Genomic DNA, 24508 nt, shown 5'->3' with positions numbered 1-24508 from the left:
CTTGCTTATTTATTAAATGAGGTAAATAAACGTTGAAAACAAGATAAAATCTAGGTAACACAACCATTCCATCTGGTAGAACAAAACAAAATCATCATTTTATTTAAAAAACTGTATTTATTTACAGTGTTTTTGTTGATATACTCGTTTCAATTTTAATCAGCTACATGTATTTATTTAATTATTATGATAACTCAACTTACTATTAATAATTTTGCTATTGTCGATCAGTTGTTAGTTGATTTTACAACAGGGATGACCGCAATTACGGGAGAAACAGGAGCAGGGAAATCCATTGCCATTGATGCTCTAGGACTATGTTTAGGAAATCGTTCTGATGCCTCAGCGATTCGCAATGGGGCAAATCGGGTAGATATATCAGCAAGTTTTATACTTGATGACACCCCGGCTGCATATGAATGGTTAATAGAAAATCAACTTGATGAGGGTAATGAATGCATCTTACGCCGAGTGATTAATCAAGATGGTCGTTCTAAAGCGTTTATTAATGGTCGAGCCGTGCCCATATCCCAACTTAAAGATATAGGGCAAATGCTTATTCAAATTCATGGACAACATGAACCTCAACGGCTTTTACGCAGTGACTATCAGCAACTGCTGTTGAATCATTATATGAATGAACCAACGCTACTTGCACAAATGCACCAAGCTCATAAGGATTGGAAAACGGCCTGCCAAGCTTATCAGCAATATGAAACCACACGACAAGACCGTGAAGCACATCTGCAACTTTTACAATATCAATTAAAAGAATTAAACGAATTTTCGCCGATTGAAGGTGAGTACCAACAGATTGATGAAGAATATAAACGACTATCAAACAGTGAGCAGTTGATTAACCTTAGCCAACAGTCAATCATGATATTAGATGAAGCTGATGAATACAATGTTAGCAATTTACTTAGCAGTGTTAAAAACAGTGTACAACAGTTATCCGAGCTCGATCCAACCTTAAATAATATTCTTAACATGCTGGAAGAAGCAGCCATTCAAATAAAAGAAGCCAGTTATGAACTTCGTCACTACAGTGAAAGTTTAGAGATTGATCCGGCGCGCGTCATGCAACTTGAGCAACGGTTATCGAAGCAAATTACATTAGCACGCAAACATCATATTGCACCAGAGGCATTACCTGAATTACATCAAAATTTACTCAATGAATTTAAACAGATTAATCAACAAGATGAACAAGGCGAACAGTTAAAAGCTGACATTAGCAAATATCATCAAATTGCCCTAGAACTTGCCACTAAATTACACCAAAAACGGGTAACGGTAAGCAAAACATTAGCCAAGAAAGTGACAACAATTATGCATGAACTCTCTATGCCAAATGGACAATTGAGTATAGATATCACTTTTGACGAAAATCGATTAAATGAAAGTGGAGCCGATCAAGTCACCTTTTTAGTTAGCACCAATGCAGGACAAATTTTACAACCGCTGGCTAAAGTTGCATCCGGTGGTGAATTGTCACGTATTGCCTTAGCAATTCAGGTACTGACAGCGCAAAAAATGGATACTCCAGCGTTAATTTTTGATGAAATTGATGTGGGTATCAGTGGACCGACTGCCGCTAAAGTCGGACAGCTATTAAGGCAACTTGGAGAATCAACACAAGTGATTACCGTAACACATTTACCACAAGTCGCTGGACAAGCTAATCAGCATTACTTTGTCAGTAAACAAACGAGTGGCAAACAAACCACAACAGATATGCAAAGATTAGATAAAAATGGACGTTTAAATGAGCTTGCTCGGTTATTAGGTGGAGATAAAATTACCGATGCAACACTTGCCAATGCGAAAGAGTTACTTATTATCTAATTTAATTATGGTAATATAACGCCTTTAATTTTGGATGGGAGAATAGCAAGATCATGAGTCTATCTGGTAAACATATTTTATTAGGAATAACAGGTGGCATTGCTGCTTATAAATGTCCTGATCTTGTCCGTCATTTAAAAAAAGCAGGGGCACACGTACATGTCGTACTGACTGATTCGGCAAGTCACTTTGTTACGCCAATGACACTGCAAGCGGTTTCTGGGAATCGGGTATCCAATGATCTATTTGATCCATCGGCAGAACTGTCTATGAGTCATATTGAATTGGCAAAATGGGCTGATTTAGTATTAATTGCTCCCGCGACAGCAAATATTATCGCTAAAATGGCTAACGGCATTGCAGATGATTTATTATCAACGCTCTGTTTAGCAACCCCCGCCCCAATAGTCATCGCGCCAGCCATGAATCAGCAAATGTATAAAGCGGCTGCGACACAACATAATTTATCCGTACTAACATCTAGAAATACCTTAATTTTAGGGCCTGATAGTGGCTTTCAGGCTTGTGGTGATGTTGGTCCGGGTCGTATGCTTGAACCACAAACGATTGTGGAAAAAATTGAGAATTATTTTTCCACAACATCAACACTTACTGGGATCTCAATAACGGTTACGGCAGGTCCAACCATTGAAGAAATCGATCCTGTACGTTATATTAGCAACTACAGCTCAGGTAAAATGGGCTTTGCTATTGCCAAAGCTGCAGCTCAAATGGGTGCAAAAGTGACCTTAATTAGTGGTCCTGTTCATCTAGATACACCAAATAATGTCAATCGTATTGATGTAAAAAGTGCTAAACAGATGTATGAAGCAGCATTAAGTCATGCCCAAGAATCAACAATTTTTATCGCTTGTGCCGCGGTTGCTGACTATCATGCTAAAACAATTGCCCCTCAAAAAATCAAAAAAACTGATGATAATGATGAATTAGTTATAAAGTTAGTTAAAAATCCTGATATTGTTGCAAGTGTAGCGGCATTAAAGAATCATCGACCTTTTGTCGTTGGATTTGCCGCTGAAACCAATAATATCAAAGATTATGCACTGAAAAAATTAACGACAAAAAACTTAGATTTGATCTGTGCTAATGATGTTTCAGACCAAACAATCGGGTTTAATTCTGAACAAAATGCATTAACTCTTTATTGGCAAAATGGAGAGCAAACATTACCATTAAGCAGTAAACAACAACTAGCATCACAGCTACTTGAAGCTGTGATAACACGATATAAAGCGAGTCATGATGAAAAGAAAAATTGATATTAAAGTATTAGACAAACGTTTAGGTAATGAATTTCCACTACCAACGTATGCAACTGAAGGATCCGCTGGTATTGATTTACGTGCCATGTTTGATAAAACGACTGAAATTAAACCAGGTGAAACCATTTTAACCCCAACCGGTTTATCAATGCATATTGCCGATCCGAACTTGGCAGCTTTGGTACTGCCTCGTTCTGGCTTAGGATCAAAAAATGGTATTGTGCTTGGTAATCTAGTTGGTTTAATCGATTCGGATTATCAAGGCCAATTGTTTGTTCCTGTTTGGAACCGCAGCCAAACACCTTTTGTTATTGAAGCAGGTGATCGTATTGCTCAACTAATTATCGTACCTGTTGTGCAAGCAGAATTTAATATTGTTGATGAATTTACGGAATCAGCTCGTGGTGAAGGTGGATTTGGGCATTCGGGTAAAAAATGATTGTGAATAACAAAAATAAAAATCGCAAAGAAGATATCTTACAAGCATTAGCAACAATGCTTGAATCTAATGAAGGGACTCAGCGAATTACTACCGCCAAATTAGCAGCCACAGTAGGCGTTTCTGAAGCGGCGCTGTATAGGCATTTTCCGAGTAAAACAAAAATGTTTGAAAGTTTAATTGTCTATATTGAAGATATCTTACTGTCCCGCATTAATATCATCATGCAAGATGAGCCAAATACCTTGACTCGATTAAAACTTATCCTTGCATTAATTCTAGGTTTTTCTGAAAAAAATCCAGGATTAACTAGAATTATGACAGGCCACGCATTGATGTTTGAGCAAGAACAGTTGCAAGAACGCATTAGTCAACTCTTTGAGCGAATCGAAACACAAATAAAACAAGTTATACGAGAAAGGAAGATTCGTGAAGGTGTTGCTTTTACTACAGATGAACGCATTTTATCTAGCCAATTACTTGCATTTTGTGAAGGTATGATGGTGCGTTATTCTCGTTCGGGTTTTAAATATCTACCTACAACTAATTTTGATACTCGCTGGACATTATTATCTAAACAGCTCGTTTAATTTGTTTTGTAACTAGATATTTTCCCGTAATGTCTATTACCGATTGATAAGGATAATTAAATGAATTTTGAAGATCTAATCAATAATGCTATTTCTATTATTGAAAAATATGATGGTGTAGTACTCAGTTATATTGCTCATTTTTGCTTTGCCATTCTTATTTTTATCATTGGACGAGCCATTGCTAGATTTGTCGCTCGTCAACTTAGAAAAATATTAACCAATCGTCATGTTGATCCAACAGTAGTTAAATTTGTAAGTTCTCTATCCTATTATGCCATTATTGTAATGACTCTGGTGGCGGTGTTGGGGCAACTTGGTGTACAAACCGCATCAATTGTTGCCATTATTGGTGCAGCTGGTTTAGCCGTTGGTTTAGCACTACAAGGTTCACTGTCTAATTTTGCTGCTGGGGTTATTTTAATTATTTTTCGTCCGTTCAAAGTGGGTGAAACCGTGATTATTAATAACCAAAAAGGGGTTATTGATTCGATTCAAATTTTTTCAACATCCATCGTTACGCCAACCAACGAATTAGTAGTAATACCCAATAGTCAGGTAGTGGGTGCCAATATTATTAACTATACCAGATTACCAGAAAGACGTTTAGATTTAGTTGTAAATGTTGGGTATGATTCTGACATTCGAAAAGTTTATCAGGTGTTAAAACAAGCTGTTGATAAAACCAGCAACATTTTAACAAAGAAAGAGCCAACTATTCGCTTGGATCAATTAGATGCTTCATCAATGAATTTCAATGTGTTAGTTTGGACAACAAATACCAATTATGGGCCAGTTAAGGCTGAATTGCTTGAAAATATTAAAAATGGATTAACCGAAAATGGTATTAATATTCCATATCCTACAATGGATGTAAATCTAAACACCCAGTCATAATCTTCAATTGATGTATTCCGTTGTTAATCAGCAACGGAATACAAATCCCCTTATAAAACTAAATATCTTGATCCATATTTAATGCAGGTTTATCGCAGTCAGGGCAACCAACAATTTTAGCAGGAACGCCCGCAACTGTGGTATGTTTCGGTACAGATTCCAAAACAACGGAGCCTGCGCCAATTTTAGCCCCTTTTCCAATTTCAATATTACCTAAAATAGTCGAATGAGCACCAATCATCACCCCTTCACGAATTTTAGGATGGCGATCACCATTTTCTTTGCCCGTACCGCCTAACGTCACTGATTGTAAAATAGAGACATCATTTTCAATAACAACGGTTTCACCAATGACAATACCCGTTGCATGATCAAACATTACCCCACAGCCAATCTTAGCCGCAGGGTGAATATCAACGCCAAACACTATTGCAATCTGACTTTGCAAAAAAATTGCCAATGATTTGCGATTTTGTCGCCAAAGCCAATGTGCGATTCGATAAGCTTGTAATGATAAAAAACCTTTATAATACAGAAGTGGGGTTGAATAATGATTGGTCGCGGGATCACGAATATAAACGGCTATAATATCACTTATCGCCGACTTAATAATATTCTCATCCGCTTGATAGGCTTGCCGAGCAATTTCACGAATTTCAATAGCGGGCATAACCTGCGTCGAAAGTTTATTCGCTAAAATATAACTTAAAGCACTGCCTAGGTTTTCATGATTGAGTAAAGTAGCATGGAAATAACTAGCAAGCATCGGTTCACTTTCAACCAATTTGGATGCTTCTTGTCGGATGGTTTGCCATAATAATTCAGGCTTAACAACTATTTTTGTATTGTTCACAACAAGTCCCTATATTAAACAGTATTGCTAACATTGTTTCGCAAACTCATGTAGGAAGCAAGTTTTGTATTCATTTATCCTAATTTAATAATCAAAATGGAAAGCAACTGTTCCCATTTTGATACTAAATAACACAGCATTGCATACGTTTTAATATTATGGTTGTTTGGTTTTTTTATCATCACTCAAGGTAAATATCGCGATTATCAAAATAAATAGCACAATGCTTGCCAATACATAAAATGTAGTTGAATAGCCTGTTTTATCAAATAATTTACCCACTAACCATGATAAAACAATCACACCAACATTTGATGAAATATTAAAGCCGACTAAATACAAAGTAGATGATAATCTTTCATCAAAATTACCTACCACGTATTTGAACACAGCTAAGATAAATAGTGGTGTTTCAATTGCATGAAAGAGTTTAACTAACGAAATCAGATAAACATTGTCTAAGGTTGCTGATAATGAAATTCGGCAAATCATCACCATAGCCGCCACTAATAATGATTTTTTTGCCCCTATTTTATTAATAAAGAAAGGTGCTAAAATCATACAAGCTGCTTCTAAAAATACCTGGAGCGAATTTAAATAACCATAGACTTGATAGCCTTCCTCTGGTTTATCAAAGAAACTGGTATAAAAATTTGGAAACAGTTGCTGATCATAAATAGTATAAAAGCTATTGGTACCAATGATAAAAAAGACAAATAACCAAAACTTTTTCATACCAAATAGGGAAAGAATTTCACTCAGAGTTGGAATGGTTGGCTTTTGTATGACTGCTTGTGTTTCACTGTTTACGGAAAACTCTTGGTTAGGTTTATAAACTAAATTGATTATGAAATAGATAGCCGCAATGCCAGATGCCATCCAAAAGTTAATATGGGGATCGATACCAAATAAAATACCCGCTACAAAAGTTGCAGCAGCATAACCAAACGATCCCCAAAATCTTGCAGGACCAAATTCAAAACCAAACAATCGACTAATTCGCTCAATAAAAGAGTCAATCAAAGCGCATCCAGAAATAAAACCCGCACTTAACACTGGTGCACCAATACAGACACCTAACAAAAAATCATTTCGTAGTAACGGTTCATACACATAAATTAAAAACGGCCCAATAAGTATCATAACGATACTTTGAAAGGTAATTACCGCTTTGCCTATCTGTAATTTATCTTGAATAATGCCATAAAAAATCATAAAAAACATAGCAGCAGCAGAATTAGCTGCATAAACAATACCAAGTTGTTCACCGGATAAACCTATTTTATTTTTTAACCAAATAGCATAAAAAGACCACCAGAGTGACCAAGCGGCATAGAAGGTAATAAGATAACCTGACGAGAACCAATAATTTCTATTTTGCATCATATTCATGTTTATTACTCTTTTATTGTTAAAGTTTAACGTTAACATGTTAATGTTAACATTATTGTCATATTTGGCACGAAATAGATACAATCGATTATCATAATTGTTACTTAGCTCACACTTTTTATCATTAATTTTTGTGGTATCATCACATTTAAGCAATGATTGATAATAATTTTTAGTATATTGAGCAAAAGGATCTAACTATGGCTTCACTTAAGGATGTTGCAAAATTGGCATCAGTATCACTGATGACAGTTTCTCGTGCAATTAATAATCCTGAAAAATTAAATAAACAGACATATCAACGCGTAAAACAAGCCATTGAGCAACTTAATTATGTCCCGGATCTCTCAGCCAGAAAAATTCGTGGTGATAACTCAGGCCCTTATGCTATTGGTGTTTTAGCTTTAGAAACAGCAATGACACCATTTTCCGTAGAGTTATTACAAGCTATAGAAAAAACTGCCCAAAATCATGGTTGGAATACTTTTATTGTTAATTTATTTGATGATAAAGATCCTGATCATGCAATTAATACTCTTTTATCCTATCGTCCTAACGGTATTATTTACACTACGATGGGACTTAGGAAAGTTGATCTTCCAGAAAAGCTGCTTGGCAAAAATATTGTTTTGGCAAATTGTGTTACTGACAGTGAAAAACTGGCTTGCTATATTCCCGATGACTACACAGGTCAATACCAAGCGATGCAACAAGTGATACAAAAAGGCTATAAAAAACCGTTATGCATCTATTTATCAGAAAAAACATTAGCTGGTAAAACTCGTCGTAAGGGTGCAGAACAAGCTTGGCTTGATGCTGGTAGAAATTTGAAAAAAATGACCAGTTATCATATGCCGATATTGGAAAATAATATCGCCCAAGAATATATGACAACAATTGATATCTTGAAACAACATTGTAATAACACACCAGATTTTGATGTATTAATTTGTGGTAATGATCGCATTGCTTTTGTTGCTTACCAATACTTACTCGGCCAAGGGTATCATATACCCAAAGATGTGGCCATATTAGGTTACGACAACATGGTCGGCACTGGTGAACTATTTTTCCCACCGCTTACAACGGTTCAATTACCGCATTATGAAATAGGCGAGCAAGCAGCGCTACATATCATCAATGGTCAAACAGAAACAGAAATCAGTTATGTGGCTTCGCCTTACTTAGAAAGAAATTCTTTGTAACAAACATAAATAAATTGACCGCTATCAAGCGGTCAATTTAAGTACACATTAAGCATAAATAGATTTTAGTTGCCAACTGTCAAGTTGAGTAATTTTGGCACTACCATTTTCCGCAAATAAATTTATCTTACGTTCTGCTGGTAATTTAGGATAGATACGACTCGAAAGACTATACAAATCATTATTAACAAACATAAATAAATTGACCGCTATCAAGCGGTCAATTTAAGTACAAATTAAGCATAAATAGATTTTAGTTGCCAACTGTCAAGTTGAGTAATTTTGGCACTACCATTTTCTGCAAATAAATTTATTTGACGTTCTGCTGGTAATTTAGGATAGATACGGCTAGAAAGACTATACAAATCATCATTAACAAAAACTTCAACTGATGATGCATCAATAAAAACATGTAATGATAGTTTTTTCGTTTTTGGTAATGGCACACTACGATAGCCTTTTAACTCAAGTCCAGAAAGACTACGATCAAGAACAATACGTTTTGATTGTAAATCCACATATAACAATGTTGCTTGTTCACCATTTTTGGTTGCCGATAGCTGCAAACCAAATCGTTCTGCGGTACTTTGTGATAAATCAAACTCAACATTGAGTTCACAACTAATCGATTGAATATGGGTATTTTTCAGTTCATTATTAAGGATTATTTCACTTAATGATTGTGGTTGTTGACGCAGCGCTACCAGCTCTTTAATTGGGCGATTACGTACATTATTGTTGTTATCCAATATTAATTCACGAGGAAGCGTAAATGAACCCATCCATTTATCCTGTTTACTTGGCATACTCGATTCCCACATATCCATCCAAGCAAACACAATGCGTCGCCCATCAGCAGCTAGAAACGATTGTGGTGCATAAAAATCATGACCAAAATCCATTTCTTGAAATGGTTTGATTATTGAAAACTTTTTACCTGGTTGCCAATCACCAACAATATAACCAGATTGAAAACGATTTCGATACTGATAGCCTTTAGCTTTCATACCTTGTGGTGAAAACATCAAAACCCATTTATCACCAAGCTTGAAAAAGTCAGGACATTCAAGCATATAAACATTAGGATCGATATCACTTACAACAACATGGTCGAATGTCCAACTTTCAAGATCTTTTGAATGATAAAGTAAAATTTGTCCAACATCATTTGTATCACGTTGTCCAACAACCATCCACCATGTATCATCCTGTAGCCAAACCTTAGGATCTCGAAAATGCATAATACCGCTTTCTGGCACAAGTATGGTTCCATGTTTTTTAAAATGAATACCATCTTTACTGGTTGCTAAACATTGAGATTGAGAAATTTTTTCATCATTATCCTGTCCTGCTAACCAAATATGACCAGTATAGATCAAGTATAACTCGCCATTATTGTCGACAGCCGAACCAGAAAAACAGCCATTTTTATCCCAATCATCACCCGGTGCGATAGCAATAGGTAACCTTCGCCATGTCACAAGATCATCGCTAACAGCATGACCCCAATGCATTGGACCCCAATTTTCATCATAAGGATGATGTTGGTAAAAAGCGTGATATTGACCTTTAAAATAGATCAAACCATTGGGATCATTCATCCAGCCAGATTGTGGCGCTAAATGAAAATGTGGATAATATTGTTTGTTCATCACTTTCTCTAGTTTTTTCACAGCTAAATTAGCTTTATCAACGGCTGTAGACATAAAACCCCTCTCTTATCCAGTATTACATATCATGATTAATAATACTACTCCAAATAGATTGTTAACGTTAACTATTAATGAAAAAATAGATAAAATTTGTGATGAAAGTCACACATTTTTAACGTTAACAATGAATTTTTTGGCAAATGATTTAGTCTATAACTAATTTTAAAAAAGATTTTTATTAATTATCATAATAAACTGCACATCAACTATTTTGTTAACAAGATAAAAGATGGCTAATTTCACGGAATTTGGCAAAAACCTATATTTATACTAAGCTAAATTACCGTAGCAACTAACTATAATCGAGTAAAAAAATGAATAATACTAAAGTTTGGTCTCTTGGAGATGCTGTTATCGATTTGTTGCCATTTGGTGATATGAATTATCAAGCTTGCGCTGGCGGTGCACCAGCTAACGTTGCCATTGGTGTGTCAAAATTGGGGCTACCTTCCGCTTTTATTGGTCGTGTGGGTAACGATCCATTTGGTCACTTTATGGAAAAGACGTTCCGTGAATATAATGTTGATTGTCAGAGTCTTGAAAAAGATGATCATCATAGAACCAGTACAGTGGTCGTAGATTTAGGGCATAATGGTGAGCGAAGTTTTACCTTTTTAGTTTCTCCCTCTGCTGACCAATTTCTATCAGAACAAGCAATTCCTAGTTTCAATCAAGACATATTACATTTTTGCTCTTTAGCGTTAGTCGGTCATACCTGTCGAAAAACATTAAAAACGGCTATCGAAAATCTTACTGCTAAAAATGGTTTAATCAGTTTTGATGTTAACCTTCGTGAACAAATGTGGGAAAATAAAGATGAAATGCGCACAACTATTACTCAATTTTGCCATGATGCCGATATACTCAAATTATCAGATGAAGAGCTGTTTTGGCTAACCGAAAGCAATGACTGGCATATTGCCTTAAATAAATTACAACAACACTATAATGCACCACTAAAACTGGTCACTAAAGGCAAGGATGGTAGCATTGTGTTATGGCAAGGCAAAATATTCTCTTTTGATTCATATCATGTTAATAGCGTTGATACAACAGGTGCGGGAGATGCTTTCGTTGCGGGTTTACTTAGTAGTATCGCTTCATCTGGTATGCCTGAAGATAAATTAATGTTAGAAAGTATGATGACCATTGCCAGTGCCTGTGGTGCCTTAGCCACCACCAAAAAAGGGGCATTAACAGCACTACCTGATAGCGCATTTTTGCAATCATTTATAAGCGATAATCCCGCTTTATGTGCTAAACAAATGGCATAATAAAATGACAGAAAAAGAGAAGATGTTAGCAGGTTTGTTATACGATCCTTGTATCAATTTACTTGCTAAGGAACGGCTTTATGCGCAAGATATCTGTTTTCAATTAAATCAATTATCACCATTAGCTGAAAACCAACGGCAACGTCTTTTTGAAAAACTATTAGGAAAAACAGGGCAGCAATTTACAATTATGCCAGGGTTTCAATGTGATTATGGCTATAATATCGAAATTGGCGAAAATTTTTTCGCTAATTTTAACTGCATTATATTAGATGCAGCCAAAATTTCATTTGGTGATAATGTGCTGGTGGCACCCAATTGTGGCTTTTATACCTCAGGACATCCAATTGATAGCCAAACTCGAAACAGTGGCTTAGAATTTGCCAAGCCAATTACGGTTGGCAATAATGTTTGGATTGGTAGCAATGTAATTGTATTACCTAATGTAACAATCGGTGATAACAGTGTTATTGCAGCAGGGAGCATTGTTGATCGCGATATACCAAGTAATGTGGTTGCAATGGGCTCCCCTTGCCGTGTACATAAAACATTAAAAGAGTATTAACACTAAACTTTTTGACGTGTTACTATAATTTTGAGCAGATTTCTCTTGCCCATAGATCAATAGCAAATACGTCTTCAATCGTTGTTGGCTCTGGAAAAGTAAGCTTTTCTAAAACCTTTGATACCTGCTTAGCAATGTCCATAAAACCGATTTTATTTTCTAAAAATGCAGCTACGGCAATTTCATTAGCGGCATTCAATGCTGTTGTTGCTGCTTGACCTTGATTAGAAGCATCAATCGCTAATTTTAAGCATGGATAACGATCAAAATCAGGCTGATTAAAAGTAAGTGATGCTATTTTAGTAAAATCTAACGCTGGAACAGTCGAATTAATACGTTTAGGATAAGACATTGAATAAGCAATCGGCGTACACATATCAGGTACACCTAATTCAGCAATCACACTACCATCTTGATAACGAACCATTGAATGAATAATCGATTGAGGATGAACAATAATCTCCATTTCTTCAGGATTTGCATTAAATAACCAGCGTGCTTCAATGTATTCAAGTCCTTTATTCATCATGGTTGCAGAATCAACCGAAATCTTTTTACCCATTGACCAGTTCGGATGTGCAACCGCTTGTTCTGGAGTGACAGATGCCAACTTATCAATAGGAAAATCTCGAAATGGACCACCCGAACCGGTTAATACAATTTTAGTAATACCATGATCGGTTAAATTGGCAAAACCTAGATCTTGTTGAACTGATGCTGGTAAACTTTGAAAAATGGCATTATGTTCACTATCAACAGGTAATAACTGAGCACCATAACGTTTAACAGCCTGCATAAATAAATGACCGCAAGTGACTAATGATTCTTTATTGGCTAGTAAAATACACTTACCTTTTTTTATAGCAGCAAGCGTCGGTTTTAGCCCCGCAGCACCAACAATTGCAGCCATAACCTGATCAACTTCAGGTAATTGAGCTAAATCACAAATCGCTTCATCGCCAGAAAAAACATCAATATCTAAATTTAAGTTAATTAGATTAGCTTTAAGTTCATTTGCAGCATGTTGATCAGCCATAGCCACATATTTTGGTTTAAATTCTTGGCATTGCTGTGTCATTTTGACAACATTTTTACCGCCGACTAACGCATAAGCCTTATATAAAGTCGGATTTTGTCGAATAACAGCTAAAGTACTGCAACCAATTGATCCCGTTGAACCTAAAATTGTGATATTTTTCATAATTAATACATTAACCCAATGTTATTTTCTTTAAAATAAGAGATATATTGCGATTTTGGCGCTCTATCAGTGATAACTAAATTAAATAAACTAAGATCGCCAATTAAAGCGGGTTTAACTTGATTAAATTTAGTATGGTCGGCGATCAAAATATTCGTAGAAGATTTTTGTATTGCTTTGTGCTTCATGCTAAGTTCATCAAAATTATAACAAGTAACACCTTGTGTAAAATCAATGCCAGCAGCTGAAATAAAGGCTTTATTAGGGCAGATAGTATCTAATTGGTTATGCTGATTGATACTGGTAAATATGGCATTATTAATATGATAATTGCCCCCACATAAAATAATTTTGCAGTTAGGCTTATGTTGTAATGCTAAAAAAGCATTGAAAGAATAACAAATGGCGGTAAACGATATTTGATCATCAATTGCATCAATGATAAATGGCATAGTCGTGCCACAATCGAAAAAGATTGTATCATTTTCGCTTACTAATTGGCTCACCAGTTTTGCAATATGAAGCTTTTCTTTCACCTGTTTATCTTGCTGATCGGATACAAAATATGTGGCGATAGAATGGCGAGCTTGATTAACAATATAACCACCAAGAACCGTCAATGAGGTTGATAAATGATTAAGATCACGACGAATTGTCATTTCAGATACAGCGAGTAATTGCGCAGCATCTTTTAAGTGAATTTTATCCATCGTTTTTAAGAGTTCAATAAGTGCATTTACTCTTTTTTGTGGTTGTGATTGCATTGCTATTCCATAAACAGCAATAAGCTACCTAATAAAGGTAGCTTAAAGGTAAATTAATAGTTACCTGACGATGTTCCGTTACCTGATACGATAGCGATGCCTGCGCTTGCACCTAATCGTGTTGCGCCAGCTTCAACCATTTTTTCAGCGGTTGCACGATCGCGAATACCGCCAGAAGCTTTAACGCCCATTTTATCACCGACGGTTTCACGCATCAATTTAACATCTTCAACCGTTGCACCCGACACACTAAAACCTGTTGAGGTTTTAACGAAAGCAACACCGATCTCTTTACAGATATTGCAAACTTTTACAATTTCGTCTTTGCTTAATAAGCAGGTTTCTAAAATCACTTTCAATGGTACATCACCACATGCGTTAAACACAGCTTCAATATCATTTTTAACGGCTTGCCAATCGTTGCTTTTTAACCAACCAACATTGATAACCATATCAATTTCTTGTGCACCCGCTTTAACCGCCATTTCAGTTTCAAACGCTTTAGCTGAAGTTAACATTGCGCCAAGTGGAAAACCAACCACTGAACACACTTTTACATCACTGCCTTTTAATAAGCTTGCAGCTAAAGGTACATAGCCTGAATTAACGCAAACAGAATAAAAATGATATTCTTTCGCTTCATCACAAAGTTTACGAATTTGATCTTCTGTCGCATTCATCGCCAGTAAAGTATGATCAATATACTTTGCATAACTCATAATGGGATCCTTAAATTATGTTAATAATGATGTCTAATATAAATATTGTTGTATGTAAATGAATAACAATGTTATAAAAATAACAAACATGGGCAAATATTGTTATTTTAGTAACATTATATACTTAAATTATGATAATTTAAAATCAAGATAATGGTTAAAGATGATCAATTTAGTTGAAAAATACCAAAAAAAAACGCCCAGTTAAAAACTGAGCGTCTTAGCAATAAAATTATAATTTGAGATTAAAATTCCATTAGCTCTTTTTCTTTATCAGCAAGTACTGAATCTAATTTCTTAATTGCCGCATCGGTTGCTTTTTGAATTAAATCTTGTGATTTGCGTTCATCATCTTCAGAAATTTCTTTGTCTTTTAACAATGCTTTAATTTGATCATTGGCATCACGACGAATATTACGAATTGATACACGACCTTGTTCAGCTTCATTACGCACAATTTTAGTTAAATCACGACGGCGTTCTTCAGTCAATGGAGGCAATGGTACACGAATTACCGTACCTGCTGATGCTGGATTAAGTCCTAAGTCTGAAGTTAAAATTGCTTTCTCAATTAGAGGTGTTAATGATTTATCAAAAACAGTAATTGCTAACGTTCTGGCATCTTCAGCAACCACATTAGCTAACTGACGAAGTGGTGTTGGGCTACCATAATATTCAACCATAATGCCATCTAATAAACTTGGCGATGCACGGCCTGTTCTAACTTTAGAAATATGAGTTTGAAACGCATCAATACTTTTTTCCATGCGCGTTTGCGCTTCTTTTAAAATCTCATTTAACATAATAAAAACCTTATATTGAAATAAAAAAGACTAACAGCTAACTGTTGCCTGATTATTAATTAATGTCCCTTCTTGTTCACCTAAAATGACTCGACGTAATGCACCTGGCTTGTTCATATTAAATACACAAATAGGTAAATTATGATCGCGCGCTAGGGTAAAGGCTGCTAAGTCCATTACTTTTAATTCGTCATCTAACACTTTTTCATAATTTAATGTTTTATACAATGTCGCCGTTGGATCTTTAACAGGATCGGCTGAGTAAACACCGTCAACTTTAGTCGCTTTTAAAACTACGTCAGCTTCAATTTCAATACCACGTAAACATGCAGCAGAATCAGTTGTAAAAAATGGATTACCAGTACCTGCAGAAAGAATAACCACTTTACCATGACGAAGCAAGCTAATCGCTTCAGTCCAACGATAATCATCACATACACCATTTAAAGGAATGGCTGACATTAAACGCGCATTAACTTCAATTCTGTGCAACGCATCACGCATAGCAAGACCATTCATTACCGTTGCCAACATCCCCATATGATCGCCAACAACACGGTTCATTCCCGCTTTAGCAAGACCCGCACCTCGGAATAGATTTCCCCCTCCGATAACGACCGCAACTTGAACATTCATTTCAATCAGTTCTTTAATTTCTTGTGCCATACGATCAAGAACGGTAGGATCGATACCAAAACCTTCGTCGCCTTGTAGTGCTTCACCACTGAGTTTAAGTAAAATTCGTTTGTAGAAAGGGGTTGCCATATGAAGTCTCACTATTCGTTATTTCGATACTTAATTACCTGACAAGCTATACTTGTTAACAGTAATTTTAAAATATTTTGTAGATAAACAAAACCGCCTTAACGGCGGTTTTTATGAAACAATTAAGATTGTTTCGACATCGCAGCAACTTCGGCTGCAAAATCAACTTCGACTTTCTCGATGCCTTCACCCACTTCAAAGCGGATAAATTTAGCAACTGTCGCTTTTTTCTCTGCTAGTAAATCACCAACTGTTTTGCTTGGATCCATAACGAATGGTTGACCAGTAAGTGAAACTTCACCAGTGAATTTACGCATACGGCCTTCAACCATTTTTTCAGCGATTTCACGTGGTTTACCAGATTGCATAGCGATATCAATTTGGATATTACGTTCATGTTCAACTACATCAGCAGGAACATCGCTTGGGCTAACATATTCTGGTTTGCTTGCCGCAATGTGCATAGCAATATGTTTAACTAATTCTTCATCACTGCCACTGCTTGCAGCAACTAAAACGCCAATACGGGCACCATGTTGATAACTACCAACAACGTCACCAGCAATTTCTTGAACACGACGAATACCGATGTTTTCACCGATTTTAGCAACTAAAGCTGTACGCTCTTCTTCAAATTTTGCTTGTAATGCAGCAAGATCAGTTAAGCCATCATTTAATGCTGCTGTAGCAACTTTTTCACTAAATTCTAAGAAACCAGCGTCTTTAGCAACAAAGTCTGTTTCACAGTTGATTTCTAAGATTACACCTGATTTTTTATCAGCAGCAATTTTAGAAATAATTACACCTTCAGCCGCAACACGACCTGCTTTTTTAGCCGCTTTAGCTTGACCAGATTTACGCATGTTGTCGATAGCAAGATCGATATCGCCATTCGCTTCAACTAATGCTTTTTTACATTCCATCATACCTGCGCCAGTTCTTTCGCGCAGTTCTTTTACCATAGAAGCGGTAATTTCAGCCATTTTTAAATCCTCTAGTTAACCATTGTGATGATTGTCATTAGAATGGGTCGATATTTATTATCGACCCTGAAAATATTTGAGTTTATTACTCAGCTGCTGGAGCTTCTTCAACGAAGCTTTCTTCAGATACTGGAGATTGGTTTTGCTCACGACCAGAACGTACTGCTTCAGCTACTGCATTTGCATATAATTGAATTGCACGAATCGCATCATCATTACCAGGAACGATGTAATCAACACCATCAGGATCTGAGTTAGTATCAACAACAGCAATGACTGGAATACCTAAATTGTTAGCTTCTTTGATAGCGATATGTTCGTGGTCTGCACCAATAACAAAAATCACATCGGGTAAGCCACCCATATTTTTAATTCCACCCAAGCTATTTTCTAATTTAGCCATTTCACGAGCACGCATTAATGCTTCTTTTTTGGTTAATTTGTCAAATGTACCATCACTAGCTTGTGTTTCTAAATCTTTTAGACGTTTAATTGATTGACGTACTGTTTTCCAGTTAGTCAACATACCACCTAACCAACGGTGATTTACATAGTATTGCCCACAGCTTTCAGCCGCTTGTTTGATCGCTTCGCTAGCTGCGCGCTTTGTACCAACAAATAAAATTTTACCTTTACGAGCGGCAATCTTGTTTAATTCAGCTAATGCTTCGTTGAATAAAGGAACTGTTTTTTCAAGATTGATGATGTGAACTTTGTTACGAGCACCAAAAATAAATGGTTTCATTTTTGGGTTCCAATAACGAGTTTGGTGTCCAAAGTGTACACCCGCTTGTAACATATCGCGCATTGATACTGTAGTCATGATTTCCTCATTTTGACGTTGGGGTTATGCCTCCACATATCCGCTTTATCCGACCTATTTGTACTAAACAAAAGGCACCCCGGCAAAGAGTAATGATATGTGTGTGTTATAACGTTAATTAATAATTAAATTTAATGCCATTTGTTCGCATTAACTTTTCAAAAAGATAATGCAAAAAGTAGCGCGCGTTTTATACCACATTTAGGTAAATATTACTAGCTTTATTTAAAGCTAATGTTGATTAGATTACATTCTGGCTATCCACTTTCTATTTTTGTTGTTAATTTACCTTTTGAAAGGTTTGAAAATTAATTGTACAAAAAAGAATTTAGAAAGTTTTGTAAAAATTATTCAGGAGTCTATACCGTTTCAACTTTTATTTATGTTTTAAGTCAATATTAAAGAAAGTAAAGTGTTTATCTGCTATCAACTAAATTTAAAATAACATCGTAAAATATCAATAAGTTACCTATAAAAAGATATCTGATTACTAACCTAATAAATGAGTTTTAGAAAAATAATCATTCGAATATTAACAAGATATTTATCGTTCTTTCATTATAAGATCAAAGACAACTAAACAGCTTGGTTATGGCTATCTATCCTAATTAAGCTTATCTATTACCTAGTGAGAAGATAATGGCAGGTAATTTATGTAACAGAAATCCAGTTGAATTTCGCTAGATAGGTTGAATTAAAGTAAGTGAGAAAAAGCAAGTATATATGAAAATAGATGATTAAAAATTTATAAAAATACAAATTAGCATCATAAAAAAGGGCTTTAATAAGCCCTTTTTTAAATAACAATCAGAATTAACTAAATAGTTTATTGAATTGAAGAGCGATCCAATCACAGATTGTGCCAAAAAAGCCGCTTTCTTGTACATCTTGTAAAGCAACTAGTGGTTGTTCATTAATTACCTTGTCATCTAATATAAATTGCATTTTACCAACACGGGTACCTTTAGTGATTGGCGCATAAATATAATTATCAATGGTATATTGTACTTGTACATCAGCAGCACGTCCTTTTGGTACAGAAACGTAAGCACCATCAATTGATCCTAATGAAATTTTATTTTGATCACCATACCAAATGGTTTGATTCACTAATGAACTATCTGCTTTAACAGGATTGGCCGTTTCGAAAAAACGGAATCCCCAAACTAATAATTTTTTACTCTCTTCTTCACGACCTTTAAAAGTACGCCCCCCTAATACCGCTGAAATTAAACGGGTATTTCCATCTACAGCAGAAGCCACTAAATTATAACCGGCCGCATTAGTATGCCCTGTTTTAATTCCATCAACATTTAATGTCGTATCCCAAAGTAAACCGTTACGATTTAATTGCGGTTTAGAGAGATTATAAGTAAATTCTTTTTCTTTATAGATGGCGTATTCATTGGGTAGATCACGAATTAATGCTTGCCCTAAAAATGCCATATCTTTGGCCGTTGTATATTGTCCAGGCGCATCAAGCCCATGTACGGTTTCAAAATGGGTATGCTCTAATCCAATTTTTTTAGCATATTCATTCATTAAATTAACAAAAGCACCTTGACTACCAGCAACATGTTCAGCCATGGCAATACAAGCATCATTACCAGATTGAATGATAATGCCTTTATTTAGATTATCGACTGAAACGGTTTTCCCCACTTCTAAAAACATGAGTGATGACCCTTTTAGTACAGGATTGCCCGTTGCCCAAGCATCTTTGCTTACAACAACCATATCATCATTTTTTATACGACCTGATTGTAATGCTTGACCAATAACGTAACTGGTCATCATTTTAGTTAAACTGGCAGGATCGCGTTGTTGTTCCGCATTATATTGTGCTAAAATTTCACCCGATTTGGCATCAATTAAAATATATGCCTCTGCATTTAGTTGTGGAATAGCAGGAATAGGAAAAGCCATTTCAGCTGACGCAGTTGAACAAATCGCGAGTGCTAAAAACGCGAAAGATAATTTAAATTTCTTTTTCATTATTTGAATTCCGTTAAATGTTTTTAGATAACATGTATCGATGTGTATGAATAGACATCATAATGCCAAAACTTGCCATTAAAACGACTAAAGAAGAGCCACCATAACTTATTAGCGGTAATGGTACACCAACTACTGGTAAGATGCCACTGACCATACCAATATTAATAAACACATACACAAAAAAGACTAAAATTAGCCCACCCGATAAGATTCTGCCAAAGGTTGTTTGAGCTTGTGAAGCAATAATCAATCCACGAATAATTAAACATAAAAATAGAATAAGTAGAACGATTGTGCCAACAAAACCAAATTCTTCTGCAATAACCGAAAAAATAAAATCGGTATGTCTTTCAGGTAAAAATTCTAATTGTGATTGAGTGCCACTAAGCCAACCTTTACCCCAGATCCCTCCCGAACCAATCGCTATTTTCGATTGGATGATATGATAACCAGCGCCACTAGGATCGAGTTCAGGATTAAATAACATTAAAACCCGAAGTCGCTGATAGTCATGCATTAAGAAAAACCACATAATCGGTAAAAAAGCAGCAATTAAAACAACAGCAACCAGAATAAAACGCCAATCGATTCCAGCTAAAAAAATAATAAAAATACCAGACATGACAATTAAAATAGCCGTACCTAAGTCAGGTTGCATCGCTACAAGTAAGGTAGGTACACCAATGATAGCCAATGTCTGTAAAGTTGTTTTTAGTGGTGGTGGGCAACCATCACGATGAATGAATTTTGCCACCATTAATGGCACGGCTATTTTAGCTATTTCTGAAGGTTGAAAGCGTAAAATCCCCAAATCTAACCAACGCTGTGCCCCTTTACTGGTATACCCAAAAATATCCACTAAGAGTAATATGATAATACAAATTACATACAGTGTTGGCGCCCATGTTTCATATGTTCTAGGTGAAAACTGTGCAAAGACAATCATCACAATAAAACCTAATACGATTTGGATGACGCGTTTTTCAATCATATTGATATCTTGACCAGTTGCACTCCAAAGAATATAGAGGCTGTAACCAAGTAATAAGGTAATAAATAGAAAAAATAGCGGATCAATATGTATCTTTTGCCAAAAAGATTTTTTGATATTACTCATAATTAATCTTCAGTTCCTGTATTTGGTGATGATTCATCTAACTCGGTTGAATTATTACCAAGAAGGTAAAAATCTAAAATTTTACGCGCCACGGCACCGCCGTTTGAGCTTCCGCCACCACCATTTTCTAAAACAATAGCCAAAGCAATTTTGGGTTTGTCATAAGGTGCATAGGCAACAAACAAGGCGTGGTCACGTAAATGTTCAGGAACATTTTGGGCATTGTAAACTTCATCTACTTTTAACCCATAAACTTGTGCAGTTCCCGATTTACCTGCTGCTTGATATTTGGCATCAGCATAAATTTTACGTGCCGTTCCTCTCGAACCAAACATAACACGATACATACCTTCTTTAGCAAGTGCCCAATAGCTTGGATTAACATCTGATAAACTATTATTTTCTAGATATTTTTCTGGATTAATTATCGGTTGCTGCTCATTGGAGTTTATAATGTCGCTCTTTTTATATAATAAAAAGTGTGGGGTATAGGTTTTACCATTGTTGATTAATATCGTTAATGCTTTTGCCATCTGTATTGGGGTTGCGGTCCAATAACCTTGACCAATACCAACAGGAATAGTATCTCCTTGTAGCCAAGATTTTTTATGGCGTTGTATTTTCCATTCTCGACTTGGCATGACAGCACGACTCTCTTCATTGGTTGAAATATCAATCCCCGTTCTTTCACCAAAGCCAAATTTAGTCATCCATGCATTTAAACGATCAATACCCATATCATAAGCAACCTGATAAAAATAGGTATCAACGGATTCTTCAATTGCTCTTAATACATCAACTTTCCCATGCCCCCATTTTAACCAATCTCGATAACGTCTTTCGGTTCCTGGTAATTGCCACCATCCGGGATCGTTTACTACGCTTTTTGATGTAACAACACCTTCGCTTAAAGCGGCAATGGCAATATAAGGTTTCACGGTAGAAGCTGGTGGGTATGAACCAAGTAATGCTCGGTTATAAAGAGGTTTATTAGGATCATTAAGTAATGCTTTATATTTATCACTCGATATTCCTCCTACAAATGGATTAGAATCGTAAGTAGGGCTTGAAACCAAGGCTAAAATTTCACCATTATTAGGATCAATGGCAACTACGGCAGCTTTACGACCTGCTAACAATTTTTCTATATAAAGTTGCAACTTAAGATTGATAGATAAATAGATATCCTCACCTGCTTGGGGTGGGAATTGATTAAGTTGACTTACGATTCGTCCTCGACTGTTAACCTCTACTTTTTCATAACCTGGGATGCCATGTAATACATCTTCATAATATTTTTCAATCCCCATTTTACCGATATTAAATGTAGCGACATAATTACTACTTTTGTTTTCCTCCTCTAAACGTTGTTTATCTTGGCTATTAATTTTCGAAATATAGCCAATAATATGAGTCAATGATGCTTCATATGGATAATAACGATGCTGTATCCCAACAATAGAAACATAAGGAAAGCGATGCTGATCAACAACAAAATGCGCTATCTGTTGTTGAGTTAAATTATCTTTTAATGGGACAGGACGATGCGCTTTATAATTTCGGCGTTCCTTTTGAAAATTTTCAATATCTTCATCAGTTAAATCAACAATGGCTTTTAACTGATTAAATTGTTCATTCAGATTTTTGATTTTATCAGGAATAATATTAAGTTGATAAGTGATATTGTTAATGGCTAATGGTGTACCATTACGATCATAAATCATACCACGACTAGGTGGAATAGGAATAATTTCAATACGATTATTATTAGATTTAGTACTGTAATAACTAAAATTAGCAATCTGAAGATCAGCTAAGTTAACAAGTAAAACTAATAATAATAAAATAATTACAATAAAAGCAAACAGTGCTCGCCGCAAAAACAAATTGGTTTCTGCCGAGTGATCACGAATATTGCCTTTCTTTTTGTTACTTGAGATAGGGATAGTAATACTCCTTTAAACACTTTTAGCAGCCTGCTGCTGTTCTTCTTCCCATTTTTGATAAGCATTAACAATTCTGGCAACGACTGGATGACGAACTACATCATCACTATTAAAAAAGTTGAAACTAATTTCGTCAACTTTACTTAATACTTCTATAGCATGACGTAAGCCAGACTTTTGATTGCGAGGGAGATCTATTTGAGTAACATCACCCGTTATTACCGCTTTGGAATTAAAACCGATACGGGTTAAAAACATCTTCATTTGCTCGATAGTCGTATTTTGACTTTCATCAAGAATAATGAAAGCATCATTAAGTGTGCGTCCACGCATATAAGCAAGTGGTGCAATTTCAATAATGCTTTTCTCAATGAGTTTTTCAACTTTTTCAAAACCGAGCATTTCAAATAAGGCATCATAAAGAGGTCGTAAGTAAGGATCAACTTTTTGACTTAGATCGCCAGGTAAAAAGCCAAGTTTTTCACCAGCTTCAACGGCCGGACGAGTTAATACAATTCGACGAACTTGTTGTTTTTCTAACGCATCAACAGCCGCAGCCACAGCTAAATAAGTTTTACCCGTTCCTGCTGGACCAATACCAAAAGTAATATCATAATCCAATATATGGGCAACATATTGTGCTTGATTAGGGGTTCGCGGTTTTATAACACCACGTTTAGTTTTTATCATAACCAATTTAACTGCTTGATTATGGATGTATATTTGTTGTAGATGTTCACTTATTTTTTGAAGTATACCTGACTCTTTTATGGCTAAATGAACCTGCTCAGATTCAATTTCTACAATTTTATTTTTGCTTATGGTATGCCTATAAAGAGACAGCAAAATATCCTCTGCAGCTTTAACGCAGGCAGCATTACCGGTTATGGCAAATAGATTACCTCGATGATTAATTTCAATACCTAATCGACTTTCAAGTTGTTTAATATTGTCATTATAAGGACCACAAAGGCTATTAAGCCTATTATTATCGGCTGGTTCAAGTACAATTTCATGTGTAATAATATCCAAAGTTAAGTCCCTCTTAATAGTAATTTAATCACTAAGGCGCTATTCACATAAATAGCACTTTTCCACCCCTTTTAAACATCCATTTTTAACGGTTAATGCCAACAATATTGCCTAATATAATATTATTAAAGACTTTTTTTAGATTGCTGTTTATTAAACCTTGCACTTTTATTTTATTAACTAACATTATAATTGGCATTTCGCTTTTTTTATTCTTTTTCAACATAACATACTGTTTGTTGTTCAAATGTTAGCTACATATTATAGTACTTTTTCATTATAATCAGAATTACAGTGAT

23 protein-coding genes are annotated in these 24508 nt (G+C 35.6%); 8 read left to right on the top strand and 15 right to left on the bottom strand.

The genetic code is table 11. From position 1 onward, the window contains the following. Nucleotides 1–186 precede the first annotated feature (186 nt). The 5 genes from recN to AC5LW9_RS01385 are packed head-to-tail and all read left to right on the top strand — an operon-like array spanning nt 187 to nt 5057. Nucleotides 187–1848 (top strand): DNA repair protein RecN, encoded by a 1662-nt coding sequence (gene recN / locus AC5LW9_RS01405; protein ID WP_493456176.1) that lies wholly within the window; start codon nt 187–189, stop codon nt 1846–1848. 53 nt (nt 1849–1901) lie between these two features. Then, nucleotides 1902–3128, top strand: coding sequence for a bifunctional phosphopantothenoylcysteine decarboxylase/phosphopantothenate--cysteine ligase CoaBC (gene coaBC, locus AC5LW9_RS01400; RefSeq protein WP_493456175.1), 1227 nt, complete (start codon nt 1902–1904; stop codon nt 3126–3128). Beyond that, nucleotides 3112–3570 (top strand): dUTP diphosphatase, encoded by a 459-nt coding sequence (gene dut / locus AC5LW9_RS01395; RefSeq protein ID WP_025316822.1) that lies wholly within the window; start codon nt 3112–3114, stop codon nt 3568–3570. The genes coaBC and dut overlap by 17 nt, the downstream gene beginning before the upstream one ends. Before the next feature lie 56 nt (nt 3571–3626). Next, on the top strand, nt 3627–4160 hold the full coding sequence (gene slmA / locus AC5LW9_RS01390) for a nucleoid occlusion factor SlmA (protein WP_493456581.1): 534 nt from the start codon (nt 3627–3629) through the stop codon (nt 4158–4160). Nucleotides 4161–4220: 60 nt separating this feature from the next. Continuing rightward, on the top strand, nt 4221–5057 hold the full coding sequence (locus AC5LW9_RS01385) for a mechanosensitive ion channel domain-containing protein (RefSeq protein ID WP_198227417.1): 837 nt from the start codon (nt 4221–4223) through the stop codon (nt 5055–5057). A gap of 58 nt (nt 5058–5115) precedes the next feature. Here AC5LW9_RS01385 and cysE read toward each other — a convergent pair whose 3' ends face one another. Beyond that, nucleotides 5116–5895 carry a serine O-acetyltransferase gene (gene cysE, locus AC5LW9_RS01380; RefSeq protein WP_198227479.1) on the bottom strand — a complete coding sequence of 260 codons (780 nt, stop codon included), beginning with the start codon at nt 5893–5895 and terminating at the stop codon, nt 5116–5118. A 171-nt stretch (nt 5896–6066) separates the two neighbouring features. After that, nucleotides 6067–7302, bottom strand: coding sequence for an oligosaccharide MFS transporter (locus tag AC5LW9_RS01375; RefSeq protein ID WP_294913438.1), 1236 nt, complete (start codon nt 7300–7302; stop codon nt 6067–6069). A gap of 200 nt (nt 7303–7502) precedes the next feature. Between AC5LW9_RS01375 and AC5LW9_RS01370 the strand changes: the two genes are divergently transcribed. Then, a complete protein-coding gene (locus AC5LW9_RS01370) occupies nt 7503–8507 on the top strand; it encodes a LacI family DNA-binding transcriptional regulator (RefSeq protein ID WP_493456174.1) in 1005 nt (334 codons plus the stop codon). Between the two features lie 48 nt (nt 8508–8555). On the opposite strand, the gene AC5LW9_RS01365 is transcribed toward AC5LW9_RS01370, so the two are convergent. Together AC5LW9_RS01365 and AC5LW9_RS01360 are read right to left on the bottom strand one after the other, a co-directional pair. After that, entirely contained in the window at nt 8556–8702 is a 147-nt protein-coding gene (locus AC5LW9_RS01365; protein ID WP_493456173.1) for a GH32 C-terminal domain-containing protein, read from the bottom strand. 41 nt (nt 8703–8743) lie between these two features. Next, nucleotides 8744–10213: a glycoside hydrolase family 32 protein gene (locus AC5LW9_RS01360; protein ID WP_493456172.1), complete on the bottom strand. Its 1470-nt coding sequence runs from the start codon at nt 10211–10213 to the stop codon at nt 8744–8746. Between the two features lie 320 nt (nt 10214–10533). On the opposite strand from AC5LW9_RS01360, the gene AC5LW9_RS01355 reads away from it, so the two are divergent. Further along, nucleotides 10534–11493 carry a PfkB family carbohydrate kinase gene (locus AC5LW9_RS01355; protein WP_493456171.1) on the top strand — a complete coding sequence of 320 codons (960 nt, stop codon included), beginning with the start codon at nt 10534–10536 and terminating at the stop codon, nt 11491–11493. Nucleotides 11494–11497: 4 nt separating this feature from the next. Further along, entirely contained in the window at nt 11498–12058 is a 561-nt protein-coding gene (locus AC5LW9_RS01350; RefSeq protein ID WP_198236313.1) for a sugar O-acetyltransferase, read from the top strand. 22 nt (nt 12059–12080) lie between these two features. On the opposite strand, the gene ispC is transcribed toward AC5LW9_RS01350, so the two are convergent. The 11 genes from ispC to AC5LW9_RS01295 form a co-directional block, all read right to left on the bottom strand. Further along, entirely contained in the window at nt 12081–13259 is a 1179-nt protein-coding gene (ispC, locus tag AC5LW9_RS01345; RefSeq protein ID WP_198227429.1) for a 1-deoxy-D-xylulose-5-phosphate reductoisomerase, read from the bottom strand. Between the two features lie 2 nt (nt 13260–13261). Further along, complete coding sequence (deoR, locus tag AC5LW9_RS01340) at nt 13262–14023, bottom strand: DNA-binding transcriptional repressor DeoR (RefSeq protein ID WP_198227431.1); 762 nt, start codon at nt 14021–14023, stop codon at nt 13262–13264. A gap of 53 nt (nt 14024–14076) precedes the next feature. Next, a complete protein-coding gene (gene deoC / locus AC5LW9_RS01335; RefSeq protein ID WP_065738126.1) occupies nt 14077–14742 on the bottom strand; it encodes a deoxyribose-phosphate aldolase in 666 nt (221 codons plus the stop codon). 245 nt (nt 14743–14987) lie between these two features. After that, entirely contained in the window at nt 14988–15545 is a 558-nt protein-coding gene (frr, locus tag AC5LW9_RS01330) for a ribosome recycling factor (protein WP_086308174.1), read from the bottom strand. Nucleotides 15546–15575: 30 nt separating this feature from the next. Then, nucleotides 15576–16310: a UMP kinase gene (gene pyrH / locus AC5LW9_RS01325; protein WP_025316834.1), complete on the bottom strand. Its 735-nt coding sequence runs from the start codon at nt 16308–16310 to the stop codon at nt 15576–15578. 122 nt (nt 16311–16432) lie between these two features. Continuing rightward, the gene (tsf, locus tag AC5LW9_RS01320) at nt 16433–17293 is read right to left on the bottom strand and encodes a translation elongation factor Ts (protein ID WP_144092608.1); all 861 of its coding nucleotides are present in this window, start codon (nt 17291–17293) and stop codon (nt 16433–16435) included. An 85-nt stretch (nt 17294–17378) separates the two neighbouring features. Beyond that, nucleotides 17379–18116 carry a 30S ribosomal protein S2 gene (rpsB, locus tag AC5LW9_RS01315; protein WP_065738129.1) on the bottom strand — a complete coding sequence of 246 codons (738 nt, stop codon included), beginning with the start codon at nt 18114–18116 and terminating at the stop codon, nt 17379–17381. 813 nt (nt 18117–18929) lie between these two features. Beyond that, complete coding sequence (locus AC5LW9_RS01310; RefSeq protein ID WP_198227433.1) at nt 18930–20111, bottom strand: serine hydrolase; 1182 nt, start codon at nt 20109–20111, stop codon at nt 18930–18932. A gap of 13 nt (nt 20112–20124) precedes the next feature. Continuing rightward, entirely contained in the window at nt 20125–21231 is a 1107-nt protein-coding gene (mrdB, locus tag AC5LW9_RS01305; protein ID WP_198227435.1) for a peptidoglycan glycosyltransferase MrdB, read from the bottom strand. 2 nt (nt 21232–21233) lie between these two features. Then, on the bottom strand, nt 21234–23171 hold the full coding sequence (gene mrdA, locus AC5LW9_RS01300; protein ID WP_198227480.1) for a penicillin-binding protein 2: 1938 nt from the start codon (nt 23169–23171) through the stop codon (nt 21234–21236). 18 nt (nt 23172–23189) lie between these two features. Beyond that, nucleotides 23190–24209, bottom strand: a complete 1020-nt coding sequence (locus AC5LW9_RS01295; RefSeq protein WP_493456170.1) for a PhoH family protein — start codon at nt 24207–24209, stop codon at nt 23190–23192. Nucleotides 24210–24508: the final 299 nt, after the last annotated feature.

The organism is Gilliamella sp. LMG 34360 (assembly GCF_984568995.1).
Note: the sequence above shows the minus strand (reverse complement) of the source record. Positions and strands in the feature narration are given on the sequence as shown.